Origin of the sequence: Exiguobacterium sp. s127, assembly GCF_018618695.1 — a bacterium.
Lineage (GTDB): Bacteria > Bacillota > Bacilli > Exiguobacteriales > Exiguobacteriaceae > Exiguobacterium_A > Exiguobacterium_A oxidotolerans.
Window position 1 is genome coordinate 1 of sequence record NZ_JACSMO010000008.1, and the last position, 13,620, is coordinate 13,620.

A 13,620-nucleotide genomic window follows, 5' to 3' on the forward strand; every position below is an offset into this window, starting at 1 on the left:
AGCAACAACGCAACAACAGGTGCACTCGCACTCTTCGGTCTTGCACTCGGTGCAGCTGGAATCGTCGTGGCACGCAAACGTCAAAACGCGTAAGTTCACTTAATCAACTTTATTCAAACGAAAGACACGTTCCGCATCGGCGAACGTGTCTTTCAGCGTTTAGACAAACGCTTATGAAGAGTGAACATGCGATATCGAGATGCAATTCGTTCGCGCTGCCCTGTCTCGCTCGAGGAAAGCAACGAAAAAAGACGCTTGATCTCCCGATAGCACTTTGTCTATCGTGTTTTAAGTTATTAGGAGAGTGCTCCCCCATGTTCTTGTTCACTCAGCGATTGCTTCTTCTTTCTCGAGGCGGTGTCGCCGTCTCGCATGTACGATGGAGGCACCCGCAATGATTAATATGACGGCAAGGATAATAAAAATCATACTCGGATTCGTCATAATCCATTCCCAAAGCTCCGACCATGTCACGGCTTGACCAATCCGAACGATGACAAATGTCCAAAGACCCGTATATAAACCGGCGGCTAAAAACGTCATCCCGAGGTATCGTGGAAGTGGGTATGCAAGCAATCCTGCAACATAATGGATGGGATGACGTACCCCTGGTAAAAAGAACGAGAGCCCGATCGCCCACAAACCACGACGATCTAAAATCTCTTCTGCCCGTGTCAAAAACTTTACTTTCATGAATTTCTTGATGAGTGGAATTTCACGGAAGAAACGAGCGAGTAAATAAAACCACGCGAAGGAAATGAAAAAAATTGGCCACGCAGCGAGCCATATGAGGACCGGATGTACCCCTTCTTTGATTCGTAACGCTGTATATCCCATCATCAATACATCATCCGATAGCGGAGTAAACATGATTCCTCCGGCCAGGCGGACGAGTGCCATGATATCCATTAGTTCATCACTTCCTTTTTTCTCTATACAGAGAGTATGCCTGATTTTGACGTTTTTGAGTAATCTTTGTTCACAAAGTATTTTGAACGGAAAACTATTTTACATTTTAATTTTTTCGTAAGTTGATGCAGACACGCACTGTAAAGTGGCTGTACTAAAGCGTTGAAGCGTTTATTGCATAAAATCATGCAACCGATTTCTATATTTCGAATAATCAGAATGATTAAAACGCTGTAGTAATGCCATTTTAGATGTGCGAAAATAGCTTCAATTCAGTTAGACAATTTCATTATTAAGAAAGGATGATTGGTTTGAAGTTTAAAATTGGTCTGCTCGGTCGTATTGTCATCGCCATCGTATTTGGAATTATAGTGGGTAGCCTCGTCACCGAACGCTTCGATTGGATCGTCCGTTCTTTCGTCACATTCAATGGGATTTTTGGTCAGTTCTTATCATTCGCTATACCCTTAATCATCCTTGGTTTCATCATTCCGGGTATCGGTGAACTTGGAAAAGGCGCTGGAAAGCTTGTCGGAATCACAGCTCTCATCGCTTATCTCTCGACAGTCGTCGCCGGTTTACTCGCATATGGTACAGCAGTCAACTTGTTCCCGCGCATGCTCAGTGGTTCATTCGCAAACATGGAGAACCCGGAAGAAGCACTCTTAAAAGGCTTCATGGAAGTTGAAATTCCCCCTGTCTTCGGCGTCATGACCGCTCTTGTCATGGCCTTCGTCTTCGGAATCGGAATCGCAGCAACTAGAAGCGAACGTCTGCTTGAACTCTCGATTGATTTCCGTAGCATCATCGAACTGATTATCGGCAAAGTCATCATTCCATTACTCCCGTTTCACATCGCAGGAATTTTCATGAATATGACATATGCCGGTCAAGTCGCAGAAATTCTTTCTGTGTTCGCACTCGTTTTCGTCGTCATCCTCGTTCTTCACTTCGTGATGATCACATTACAATATACGATTGCCGGTATCGCCAATAAACAGAATCCGTTCCGTCTTTTGAAAACAATGATGCCTGCCTACTTCACAGCCATCGGGACACAATCTTCCGCAGCGACAATTCCTGTCACGCTACGGCAGACAAAAGCAAATGATACCGATGAAGAAGTCGCAAACTTCGTTGTTCCGCTTTGTGCGACCATCCACCTTGCGGGTTCGACGATCACGTTGACGTCAATCGTCATCGCGATTCTTTACTTGAACAACATGCCGGTCACGTTCGGTGCGATTTTCCCATTCATTCTCGCCCTCGGTGTGACGATGATTGCAGCACCAGGCGTTCCCGGTGGTGCCGTCATGGCCGCAACCGGCTTGTTCGTCTCCATGCTCGGCTTTGACCAGACCATGGTCAGCCTCGCGATTGCACTCTATATCGCACAAGACAGTTTCGGTACAGCAGCAAACGTCACAGGGGACGGTGCGATCGCGAAAATGGTCCACGCCATCAAACGCCATACATCAATCCTTGATGACAAAAAAGAACGAGATATCGCTTAATCCCAAAAACGGCTTCGCTCTCCGCGAAGTCGTTTTTTTGTTGTGCTCGATTCGTTTGAAAAAGAAGGGAATCCGCTTACGATAAGAGAAGTGTAATAAAGAACCTGAACGTATATCTGCTTGTATGATAGAGGAGGAATTTTCATGTTACATCGCCGGAAGACCTATACGATTCGCCCGGAACGACTACAGGAATTTACCGAGTTCTTTCACACCTATCTCTTTCCCCTACAAATCAGTCACGGTGCCCGTCTCGTCGGTCGCTGGGTGACGGAATCGGAAGATGAAGTCATCGCCATTTGGGAATATCGCGATCGGGAGCACTATGAGCAAGTCGACCGTGATGTCCGTAACAGCGCCTTACGCCGGGAAGCGATGAAGAAACGCGCCCGCCTCGGGAAAAACCTCTACATCAAATCGACGGAAGATTTCATGACGGCGACAGGTATCTACACACCACCCCGTGCAATCGTCAGCGTCACCGCCTACATCACGAACGATGCTGGTGAAGTCTTGCTTGTCCGCAACCTCCATCGTGGCGACACGTATGAGCTACCCGGTGGACAAGTCGAAAACAATGAATCGATTCTCGATGCCGTCAAACGTGAAGTCAAAGAAGAAACCGGTGTTGACGTCACGATCGACGGCATTACCGGCATCTATCAAAATATATCAAGTCACATCATCTGCGTCGCCTTCCGTGGGACGTACGTCAGCGGTGAATTGCAAGCACAAGAAGGCGAGACGACGGACGTCGGCTTCTTCCCTGTCACGCGTGAGAACGTCGACACCTATATCAAACGTGAGCATTTCCAAATCCGCGCACTCGATGCGATGAATCCCGTTTACCTGCCGCATGCCCTCTATACCGTCCGACCGTATGAACTCGTCAGTCGTTACGATGGCAATGCCCCGTCTGCTTTATCCGGACAAAATTAACTGACAAAAATGGACCCTCTCCAATGAGAAGGTCCATTTAAGCGTGTAGACAAATTCTTATGAAGCGTGTACATGCGATATCGAGGAGCAATCCGTTCGCGCTACCCTGTCTGCATGACTAGATTTCTGTCACGATATTACTTGAAAAGCGTCACGTTTCGTTGACTCCTGCGGGAAAAAGTGCGTTCTTAACGCACTTTCAGAGGCAGGCAAGACCCTGCTCGTTGTCCGTGAGGATCAAGGAGCAACGGCTTGCGCCTCGCCCGAGGAAAGCAACGAAAACAGACGCTTATCTCCCGATGGCACTTTGTCTATAGCCTGAAATGGACCCTCTCTGTGATGAGAAGGTTCATTTTTCATTATTTCGTAACCAGTCGTGCCGTAATGCCGGCATCATCCGTGACGTACACCGCGTCTTCCGTCCGCTCTACTCGGTAGAGCGAAGCATCGATCGCAGCAACCGCTTTTTCTAACACGGATGCACTTGGATAAACGAGCGTCCAATAATCCAGTCCGACGGCGTCGCCCGGTGCCTTTGGCGCGTCCGCTCCTGCCCACAGGTTCATCCCGATGTGGTGATGATAACCACCCGCTGCAACAAATAAGGCTTTCATCCGTGACGCATCGGTCGCCACTTCAAAACCAAGCGTGTCGACATAAAAGGCGCGTCCGGCTTCGAGTGATTTGACATGGAAATGGACATGACCCATGACCGTATCTGCCGGCATTCCGTACCAGTCTTCTTCGCCTGCCTCAACGAGCATGCTTTGCCAATCGACGGGGTCTGTCGTCATCTTGACGTCCCCGTTCGCCTCATAAGACCATGTCTCCCGTGGACGATCGGCATAAATCTCAATCCCGTTCCCGTCCGGATCGGATAGATAAAACGCTTCACTGACGAGATGGTCGCCTTGACCAAGATCAACGTCATTTGAAATCAAGTTGCGGATGACGAAACCAAGTTCTTTTCGACTTGGCAATAAAATCGCGAAATGATACAGTCCCGCGACTGAATTGGGTGCGAGACGTCGTGCATCTTTCTGCTCCTCCAGCACGACGAGTGGTGTCATTTTCGCACCAAGCGTCGCCGTGTTCCCTGTCTGTTCGAGTACCGTTAGTCCGAGCAGGTCACGGTAAAATGAAATCGATTGGTCTAAATCCGTAATCCGTAAGCTGACCGGTCCGAGCGTAATCTCTGAATGGATTGTCATATTGTTATTCCTCCTGTACGTTCACTTCATAGGTTCATTATCCCCCGGAAGCAACGTGAACGGAAGTAGGCACAAAAAAGTGGTATAGTTTCTAAAAAGATACTACGAAGGAGGAACGATGATGCAAGAGACACCCATCTGTCGCGTCGAGACTGCACTCGAGATTTTGACGGGAAAATGGAAACCGTCGATTTTGCTCGAGCTCATTACTCACGGGACACTCCGCTTCAGTGAATTAAAACGACATCTACCGAACATCACCCAAAAGATGTTGACGGCTCAACTACGTGAACTTGAGCTAAATGATATCGTACACCGTGAAATCTACCAAGTCGTTCCACCCCGCGTCGAGTACTCCTTGACGGATTACGGGCGGACACTCATGCCAATCCTCAATGTGATGAACCATTGGGGCGAACAGCATGCCGTGCATATGGAACAAAAAAAACAAGAACAACATACAGCTTCTTTACGCTAAGGGTTTGAAACAGCTGATGATTTAAAGGGATGGCTTTTGAGTCAGGCCCTTTTTGTGTTGTTGATTTTTCTCTGCTCACTCGCTTTAGGAAATCAGTAAAAATGATAATGGAATAATCTCCCTTATTTCACGTATACTGAAGAAATAGACTGCTTGAAGGAGTGACTTACTTATGCACCAGCTATATGCCATCGAACAACTTACAGATCGGCTCAAACAGGATCCGACCGTTGAAGCGATTTTTTTGAAAGGCTCATTCGGTCGCGGCGAGGAAGATTTTCATTCCGACCTCGACCTCTACTGCCTCGTCGCAGAAGGGACTGTTTCGGAGTTCCTGCCTCGTCGTCTGGCGCACCTTGAAGCGTACCGGCCCGTCATTTGGCACGATGACATTTTCATCGTCGCCCCACAAATGATTGCGGTCTATGATGACTTGTTACATGTCGACCTATTTACCGTCACGACCACTTCGTTAAATCAAAAAGATGCCATCCGCGTCCTGTATGATCCAAAAAATCAGTTAGCACCGTTTATCGAAGAAACGTCTCTGACCCTGTCGCAGCAGGAATTCGAAGACGAGGCAATCGATGCCGTCTGGTTCTACTTCCAGTATCAAAAAGCCGCCGCGCGCGGCAACGGCTTATGGGCGGTCGAAATGTTACGCAGTGCGTTGACGAAGTTCGCAAAAGTCCTGTTGCACCACTATCTGCCGGAGCGGGCGCAGCTCGGACTAAAGACGATTTCAGATTACTTACCGGACGACCAGCGTGTCCCGTTCGAGGCCGTTTATGACGTCCTCGTCCCGGCGACGTATCAAGAAGCAGGACGCCGCTATATTGCGTTACTCGAGCAGGAACGCTCTTTTTTGCAGATGACATTACAGAATCAACCGGAGACACTCGTGTTACTCGACCGTCTCCTCCGCTCAGCGTCTGTTTCCCGTTGAACAAGTCGTCGCTTTTGTCGAATATTACTTAACCTACAAACAAAACTCCCTTCGGATATTGAAGGGAGTTTTGTTTGCTGTTCCGGTTATCCTAACGTAAGGTGACGTTTAGAAAACGCCCTGACTCAAAGTTCGAGTCAAGACGTTCCCGCGTCATTTCACTTTAATGACAATTTTACCTTTCGCATGCCCTTCTTCTCCGTAATCATGGGCTTGTTTCGTATCCTCAAGATCAAAGATCCGGTCGACGACGGGTTTCAGTTCACCTTTTTCGACGGCTTCCGCAATTTTTTTCATCCGTTCGCCTGTCGGCTGCATGAAGACATATTCGACGCGTGCCTTCGCCTGTTTTGCTTCCTCTTCGTTCGGCGGCGTTGAAATCGAGACGAGCATTCCATTTTCTTTAAGCATTTTGTATAGTTTGCCCTGTCCGTCTCCCCCCATCGTATCGAAAACGAAATCAAGGTCACGCACGGTTTCTGCCGGATCTTGTTGTTTATAATCGATGACTTCGTCGGCTCCGAGTTCACTGACCCAATCGACGTTCGGGGTGCTCGTTGATGTGACGACATACAAGCCGTGTGCTTTCGCGAGCTGGATTGCGACCGTCCCGACGCCACCTGAACCGGCACCGATGAAAATCCGGTCACCCGGTTTCGCATCCATCACTTCGAACATGACTTGCCATGCCGTATGCGCGACGAGTGGCAATGATGCGGCCTCCTCGAAGCTCAGGGAGGCTGGCTTTTTGACGACGAGATGGGCATCGACCGCAACATACTCGGCATATGTGCCTTGACGGGCAATATCCGGGCGGCTGAAGACTTCATCTCCGACCTTCAAATCGGTCACGTTTGCTCCGACTTCTTTGATGACACCCGATACATCCCAGCCGATGACGAGCGGCATGTCGTAACTGAGCATCTCTTTTAAGTACCCTTCACGCAGTTTCCAGTCAACCGGATTGACACTCGCTGCATGAACTTCAATCAATACGTCATCTGCACCAATTGTCGGTTGCTCAATCTCTCCTACTTTGAACTCATCCGACCCACCATATTGTTCGATATACGCTGCTTTCATCTCATCGTCCTCCTTTAATTTGTTCATTCACCTTTACTATCTTCCCATTCTGCTTATTCCACAAACGAAAAAGCACACCGCGTGTAGGGCGATGTGCTTACTCATTAACCTTCTTTTGTCGTTTCACGGAGCGTCGATGCCGTTGCGTTCAACGCATGAATCGCGTGCTGCAAGTCACGAATCTGTTCGACTTGCGACCGGGTCAGACCTGATAATTGATCACTGCTCGTCAATAACAAATCCATGAAGGCATCCAGCTGTTCTGTCGCCTGCGTGATATCCGTCAAACTACTCGTAATCGTTGCGAATTGCTGACGGGCGCCACTAATCGCTTGGACCGAATCGGATGAGTCTGATGCGATCGTCTGCAAGGCTTGCTGACTCCGCTGCATCCGTTCCTCTTGCTCACGGAGTAACGTCGTGCTCGCATTGATCGCACTTCCCGTATTCGTCACGTCACGTTCAACCCGTTCGATGATTTGATTGATTTCTTTTGATGCCTCTGCCGTTTGTGACGACAGGTTGCGAATTTCCTGTGCGACGACGGTGAACCCTTTTCCGAATTCCCCTGCCCGTGCAGCTTCGATTGAAGCATTTAAGCTCAGCAAATTCGTCTGCGTCGCGATTGCGTTGATGCTCGACGTGATCGTCACGATTTCTTGGAATCGTCCTGCGAGCTGACCGAATGATGTCACGGACTCACCCATGCTGACCGTCAATTGTTGGAGTGACTCGCCCGCTTCACTGATTGTCTCTTGACTGTTCTCGGCCGTGAGTTTTGAAGAAGAACTCCGCTCGAGAGCGCGATCGACGGCTAGTGTGACGTCAGCAATCGATTGGACGTTACTCTCATTCATTTGCCGAATTTGACGGACGGATGTCGCATTTTTCGCTGAGTTTGCCGCAAGCATCTTCATCGCGTCATCGATTTTTTCGAATGAGGCTTTTGCCGTATCGACTGTTTCACTCATATCTTCCGTGAACGTCGTCACGTCTATCGCTGTTGCCGCGGATTGGGCAAGCGTCGTCCGAGAGACTTCTGCATACGTTTCCGCTTTTTCCTGTTGACGCTGAACTTCCGTCATGACATTGCGACCGAACACAGCAACAAAGACGGCTGCTGCAAAAATCATCAAGTAAATGACAAGCGCAACGATCAAGTCGAACAGATTCGTAAACTCAACCGTTCCGATGCTTGTAAACATGACAAGTTCGAGCAGACCGAGTACTCCCGCCATCACGACAATCCGGGGAATCAAGTAGACAATCGACATGACGAGATACAGATAGGCAATCGTCCAAATGCTCTGCGTCGGCAAAGTGACGAGGACGAGCGCCAGGACCAAATAGGTCAATGTGATTTGAATGTACTTCCCAATCGGGTGCTGCCCGAAAAATTGATTCCCGGCCAGTAATGCTATCGTCAAGATGATACCACCGATCAAAAATTGATAAAAAGCTCGCATCGAGACATAATCCATCTGGGCAAAAATGAAAATCAACGGATGGGCGACTGTAATTAACGTTGGGATGAGGCGGGACAATATTTTAGTACTGAGCTGTTCGAGCGGTGACACCATCTGCAAAACTCCTTCTCTCATTCGTATACTCATCTATCGGTTTCAATGCGTGAGAGTTTTAGTGATTTGCCTATTTTACCCACTTGACGCCTTGATTCTGAACAGCGTATGTTGAAAATATGCTATAGGTAGAGGATGGGTGACAATGCTGTATGTTTTAGTCGGCCTCGCCGGTGTACTCGGTGCCTCGGCACGGTACGGTCTTAGTTTAGCAATCGGTCAACTGGCGACAGGAACGTTTCCGATTGCGACGCTCGCGATTAATTTGCTCGGTTGCTTCATTTTAGGATATGCCACACATTTTTTATTTCGGACGAACTTACTCCATCAGTATGCGATGACGGCGCTCGGAACAGGCTTCATCGGCTCGTTCACGACATTCTCGACGTTTAGCGTCGAAGCGGTCACGTTACTGCGGACCGGTCTATATGGCTTCGCCGCACTTTATGTCCTCCTTAGTCTATTCGGCGGATTATTTTGTTCGTACCTCGGTTACGCGCTCGGGACGCGCCGTCTCCGGCAGTTCGCGGCAAGGAGGGACAACACATGACGCTGCTCGCACTCGGAATCGGTGCTTTTTTCGGTGCCATCAGTCGTTTTGCACTCAGCCAATGGGCGAAGACGTTTTGGACACGCGACTTCCCGCTCGCGACATTCATCGGTAATGTCAGCGGTTCTTTTTTACTCGGTCTCGTCATCGGTCTTCATCTCGATTCGACGTGGACGTTGTTTCTCGGGACGGGATTTCTCGGTTCGTTTACGACCTTTTCGACCTTTAAGCTCGAGACGCTCCAACTGCTCCAACATGAAAATATACGGACACTCGCTCTTTACCTCGGGACAAGTTATGTCCTTGGCATCAGTGCAGCTTTTCTTGGTATCGTCTGTGCACTCGCAATAAACTAAAAAGCAGGTCTGCCTCGTCCGCTGAGCGGAGAAGGACAGACCTGCTTTATTTTTTTCATTTAATCATTCAACCAGAAAAGGCCGACTGTTTCTGCTCCGGCATGTGTTCCAATCGCTGGACCGAACGTCCCTTCAAGAATCGTCAATTCCGGAAACTTCGCTGCGACACTGCTCCGCAGATCGGCTGCCATGTCTGGCGCAAGCGTCGTCGCGACATAAATCCGGTTCTTATAGAATGTCTTCTGACGCATCGCATTTTCGATTTGTTTAATCATTTCGATATATGCTTTTTTAAGTGAACGTGCCTTTTTGAACGGAACGATTTTCCCCGCTTCGTCCGTCGTGATGATTGGCTTGATGTTGAGTAAGTTCGCGAGGAATAAATCTCCTGACGAAACCCGCCCACCGCGGCGCATCGTCTCCATGTTCCCGACGATCATATAAAAATGCGTCCGTTTCGATAAGTTCGTCAAAGCTGCTGTAATCTCTTCGACAGTCTTTCCTTGTGCTTCAAGATCCATCCCGTAACGAATGAACTCTTGTTGGTTTTCAAACGCAGTATGCGAATCGATGATATGGACTGGGAAACTTGCCGCTTCTGCAGCTGATGCAGAACTTTGGACCGTACTTGATAATCCATTCGTACAGTGCACAGCAATCGCACAATCATATCCTTCTTCTTTTAGGCGTTCATACGTACCGACGAACTCGCCGAAGATTGGTTGTGATGTCTTTGCGACCAACTTCTTGTCCGCATCAAGTGCGCGGAACAAACGCTCGACAGTGATCGTGTCTTCGTTGTAGGCAGTATCCCCGAGCAAGATTTGAATCGGTACGACATTGACGCCGATTGCGTCTGCCTCTTCCTTTTTGAAATAGGCCATACTATCGGTCACCCATGCTATTTTAGTCATTTTCTTATGCCTCCGTTAGATTCTTCTCGCTTTATCCTACCACATACGAACTTAATATTCGCGAGAAACATCACTGTATTCGGCTAAATTGAAAGGTCGTCCGCTTTTGATATCGATCGCCCGCGCGTAAGACGACGGATGGGAAATCAGGTTGATTGATGGCGTCCGGCAGTCCTTGTGTCTCAAAACAGATGCCAAGGTAAGGCGTCGCGCGACGACCGGCAATCGTAAAGTCTCCCCCTAAATGGTTGCCCGTATAGACAACGACACCCGGTTGTTCTGTCACGACACGTAACGCCCGACCACTGACCGGTTCTTCGAGGACGATTTCGCCCCCCTCTTTCAGAAGGAAGGGATGATCGACTCCGCTTCCGACCTGACGGAGCGCTTCGTCAGGGGCATGCGTCACTTCGTATAACGGCCGCGCTGTCCGAAAATCAAAAACGGTCTCATGAACGGATAAAATTTCACCCGTCGGTAACGCGTCTTGATCGAGCGGAACATAGAATGGCGCATCCATCCGCAAGCGGTGTTGCTCCACTGTCGTCTTCGCGTCTCCTGTTAAATTGAAATACGTATGGTTCGTCGGACTAAACGGTGTTGAAGCCGTCGTCGTCGCATCATACGTCAACGTCAATGCATCCTCATCCGTCCACTCGACCGTCAATCGCACATCGAGCTGTCCCGGATATCCATTCTCTCCATCCGGACTGACAAGTGACAAGTGAAGCAAATCGCCTTCAATCTCATGATCAAAAAAGCGATTCGACCAGTTGACACTCCCTCCATGTAAATGATGATCTCCTTCGTTTTGTTCGAGTAGGTAGTTCATCCCTTCGAGCGCGAATGCCCCATTGGCGATTCGTCCCCCGACACGACCAATCGTCGCACCTAAATGATGGGGATCATCTAAGTATTGGTCGAGCTCGTCAAATGCGAGAACGACATTCTCAATCTTCCCCTGCTTATCAGGTACACGAATCGCCGTGATTTTACCGCCGAGGTTCAACAGGTCGACACTGTGTCCCAATCGATTCATCAATGTAAAAGCGATGATCGGTCGTTCGCCGGATCGTCCGACTTCTTTTTTTGTAATCATCCGCTTCTTCCTCCTATATCTTATCGTTGCCTGCTTTCATTTTTACCCACCTTCTCCTAAAAAAAAACAATCCTCTTGTTGAAACGCTTCCCCGCCTAAAAAAACCGGACTCGACACCTGTCGAATCCGATTTTCACTTCAAGACGATTCCTGCTGATGCAGTCATATTGAGTTCTGAGTCAACCTTCCTCAACTACTGGTAGCGGCAAGGTTAGCACGACACGCGTTCCTTGGTTGAGACGAGAGTGAATCGTACACGTCGCGGCTTCTCCATACTTGATATCGAGCGTCCGTCGTAGTAAAAACAACGTGCTCGTCTCCGTCAAAGCATCTTCTTCGAGCCGTCGTTTCACATCTGGTCCGATTCCGACGCCGTTATCGCTGACTTCTAAGACAAGATCGTTCTCCTGACGAAAAGCACGTACGTTAATTTGTGAACGACGACCGACTTTCGAAAATGCATGCCGTAACGCATTGTCGACTAACTTCGTTAACAGGAATGGCATGATGAGCGTCTCCTCAATCGCCGTCTCGACATCTAAATCAATCGTGATATCCGCATGGGTCAACTGATTTTGACGTCGCCTTGTCCCTTCGAGAGCGAGATAGGCTTTTAAAGTCGTGATTTCGTCACGAAGTGGATGATCTTCGACCCAGCGTGCTGCCGTCAATAGTTGGAGCAAAGAGCCTAGCTGTTGTTTGACCGGCGTCCCCGGATCAGCCGTCTGATGGATTTCGTCCACGATTCCCCGTAAATAATTCGGATGGAGGAACGGTTTCATTTTAGGGAGCGAGCGTTTTTCGAGTTGCTCTTCTCGATACGTCACGAGCTCACGCGCAAACAGCTGAACGAGTTGTTCCGTCGTCTGTTCAATCGTGTCATCAAACAAATGACTCGGAAAATAACATACGATACCGGCCTTGTCTCCATCCATCTGTAAGGGATGAAACGATAGAATTTGGTTTGTCGTCCGGTCTTCGACTTGTAACGGAACCGCTTCTTCAATCCAACGTTGTACATTCGGTTGAAATCTGCCGCCGTACACAGGTGTTTCCCCCGCTTCAATATCGACGAGCACTTTTGCAGGTCCAAGTAAGACGACACGGTCAATTTTAGTTTCTTCCAAAATGGTCGTGCCAATCTGACAGGCGACGTCTGCTGTCATGCCTTCTTTTCGAAGTGGACGGATGACAGCCAACAATCGAGAGGAACGGGCACTTTCGCGAACAAACAATTCCTTTTCGAATCGGAGTTGCGTCCGTAAGATGACGATGAAGACGATAATCCCGATCGTGTTTGCAAACAGCATCGGGAAGACCGCCTGACTCGCAATCACGATGAGTTCCGACGGATCATCTGCGAGCAAGATGGCCAATCCTAAATCAAGGATAACCATACTCATGACGAGAGCAATCGGTTGTAATAATGTATATTTATCTTTCAAGCGCCAGCGACGACTGTAGAGACCACTGAGAGTACCGGCAGCGACGGCGATGAACCATCCTGTCTCTGCTCCCATCGAACCGAGCAAAAAACGATGAAACCCAACAAGGAGACCCGTCAGTCCACCGACGAAGGGACCACCGAGCAGTCCACTCGTGACGATAATCGTTAGACGCGTATCAATCAATAATTGATCATCGGTCACTGCAAGTCCAAGCAACGGATCAATCGTTTGATTCGAGGAGACGACAACTCCGGCATAGTTCATCAAAATACCCGAGACGACGAATATGCTGAGCAAGGCGAGTCGACGCGAGCGACTCGTCGATGTTTTAAAGACGTGCCGTGACGTTCGCCACTGCGACAATAAAAATGCTAGCAACGCCAGCATACCAAGCCGGCTGAGTAAAAACGGGATTAAGTCTAACACAAGGTTCCTCCCTCTAGTGAACGACACGATGAATTCTCTTTTTAGTAGTATTCAAGCCGACACGACGATTTCCCTACTTCCCGATCCGTTATTCACACACTGATATGATTTCTGAAAAATTGATTCCCGCAGCAACAAAAAAATCCCCTTGGTGATCTCAAGAGGAT

The 13,620-nt window shown here is 48.8% G+C and carries 14 protein-coding genes; 7 read left to right on the forward strand and 7 right to left on the reverse strand.

All coding sequences use genetic code 11. The annotated features are described in order from the left end of the window. Positions 1 to 93: LPXTG cell wall anchor domain-containing protein (locus tag KNP98_RS16255; protein ID WP_214770648.1), on the forward strand; the 93-nt coding region annotated here is incomplete at its 5' end. Between the two features lie 231 nt (positions 94 to 324). On the opposite strand, the gene KNP98_RS10905 is transcribed toward KNP98_RS16255, so the two are convergent. After that, positions 325 to 909 (reverse strand): DedA family protein, encoded by a 585-nt coding sequence (locus KNP98_RS10905; RefSeq protein WP_088836134.1) that lies wholly within the window; start codon positions 907 to 909, stop codon positions 325 to 327. A gap of 302 nt (positions 910 to 1,211) precedes the next feature. Here KNP98_RS10905 and KNP98_RS10910 point away from each other — a divergent pair, with 302 nt between their 5' ends. Next, positions 1,212 to 2,423: a dicarboxylate/amino acid:cation symporter gene (locus tag KNP98_RS10910; RefSeq protein ID WP_088836133.1), complete on the forward strand. Its 1,212-nt coding sequence runs from the start codon at positions 1,212 to 1,214 to the stop codon at positions 2,421 to 2,423. Positions 2,424 to 2,567: 144 nt separating this feature from the next. After that, positions 2,568 to 3,362 (forward strand): NUDIX domain-containing protein, encoded by a 795-nt coding sequence (locus KNP98_RS10915; protein WP_214802856.1) that lies wholly within the window; start codon positions 2,568 to 2,570, stop codon positions 3,360 to 3,362. Positions 3,363 to 3,721: 359 nt separating this feature from the next. Here KNP98_RS10915 and KNP98_RS10920 read toward each other — a convergent pair whose 3' ends face one another. Next, complete coding sequence (locus KNP98_RS10920) at positions 3,722 to 4,573, reverse strand: VOC family protein (RefSeq protein ID WP_088836131.1); 852 nt, start codon at positions 4,571 to 4,573, stop codon at positions 3,722 to 3,724. A 121-nt stretch (positions 4,574 to 4,694) separates the two neighbouring features. Here KNP98_RS10920 and KNP98_RS10925 point away from each other — a divergent pair, with 121 nt between their 5' ends. Next, positions 4,695 to 5,051 carry a winged helix-turn-helix transcriptional regulator gene (locus tag KNP98_RS10925; protein WP_214811425.1) on the forward strand — a complete coding sequence of 119 codons (357 nt, stop codon included), beginning with the start codon at positions 4,695 to 4,697 and terminating at the stop codon, positions 5,049 to 5,051. A 172-nt stretch (positions 5,052 to 5,223) separates the two neighbouring features. Next, a complete protein-coding gene (locus tag KNP98_RS10930) occupies positions 5,224 to 5,997 on the forward strand; it encodes a nucleotidyltransferase domain-containing protein (RefSeq protein ID WP_214767724.1) in 774 nt (257 codons plus the stop codon). Positions 5,998 to 6,150: 153 nt separating this feature from the next. Here KNP98_RS10930 and KNP98_RS10935 read toward each other — a convergent pair whose 3' ends face one another. Together KNP98_RS10935 and KNP98_RS10940 are read right to left on the reverse strand one after the other, a co-directional pair. Next, the gene (locus KNP98_RS10935; RefSeq protein ID WP_088836128.1) at positions 6,151 to 7,080 is read right to left on the reverse strand and encodes an NADP-dependent oxidoreductase; all 930 of its coding nucleotides are present in this window, start codon (positions 7,078 to 7,080) and stop codon (positions 6,151 to 6,153) included. A gap of 104 nt (positions 7,081 to 7,184) precedes the next feature. Continuing rightward, positions 7,185 to 8,660: a methyl-accepting chemotaxis protein gene (locus KNP98_RS10940; protein WP_088836127.1), complete on the reverse strand. Its 1,476-nt coding sequence runs from the start codon at positions 8,658 to 8,660 to the stop codon at positions 7,185 to 7,187. A 145-nt stretch (positions 8,661 to 8,805) separates the two neighbouring features. Here KNP98_RS10940 and crcB (KNP98_RS10945) point away from each other — a divergent pair, with 145 nt between their 5' ends. Together crcB (KNP98_RS10945) and crcB (KNP98_RS10950) are read left to right on the forward strand one after the other, a co-directional pair. Then, positions 8,806 to 9,210: a fluoride efflux transporter CrcB gene (gene crcB / locus KNP98_RS10945; protein WP_214811427.1), complete on the forward strand. Its 405-nt coding sequence runs from the start codon at positions 8,806 to 8,808 to the stop codon at positions 9,208 to 9,210. Beyond that, entirely contained in the window at positions 9,207 to 9,566 is a 360-nt protein-coding gene (gene crcB / locus KNP98_RS10950) for a fluoride efflux transporter CrcB (RefSeq protein WP_214811429.1), read from the forward strand. The genes crcB (KNP98_RS10945) and crcB (KNP98_RS10950) overlap by 4 nt, the downstream gene beginning before the upstream one ends. A 59-nt stretch (positions 9,567 to 9,625) precedes the next feature. Here crcB (KNP98_RS10950) and KNP98_RS10955 read toward each other — a convergent pair whose 3' ends face one another. The 3 genes from KNP98_RS10955 to KNP98_RS10965 all read right to left on the reverse strand — a co-directional run bounded on the left by KNP98_RS10955 (position 9,626) and on the right by KNP98_RS10965 (position 13,453). Beyond that, the gene (locus KNP98_RS10955) at positions 9,626 to 10,480 is read right to left on the reverse strand and encodes a DegV family protein (RefSeq protein WP_088836124.1); all 855 of its coding nucleotides are present in this window, start codon (positions 10,478 to 10,480) and stop codon (positions 9,626 to 9,628) included. Positions 10,481 to 10,550: 70 nt separating this feature from the next. Next, a complete protein-coding gene (locus tag KNP98_RS10960) occupies positions 10,551 to 11,579 on the reverse strand; it encodes an aldose epimerase family protein (protein ID WP_214802846.1) in 1,029 nt (342 codons plus the stop codon). Positions 11,580 to 11,758: 179 nt separating this feature from the next. Then, positions 11,759 to 13,453 (reverse strand): LytS/YhcK type 5TM receptor domain-containing protein, encoded by a 1,695-nt coding sequence (locus tag KNP98_RS10965; protein WP_214767722.1) that lies wholly within the window; start codon positions 13,451 to 13,453, stop codon positions 11,759 to 11,761. Between the last annotated feature and the right edge of the window lie 167 nt (positions 13,454 to 13,620).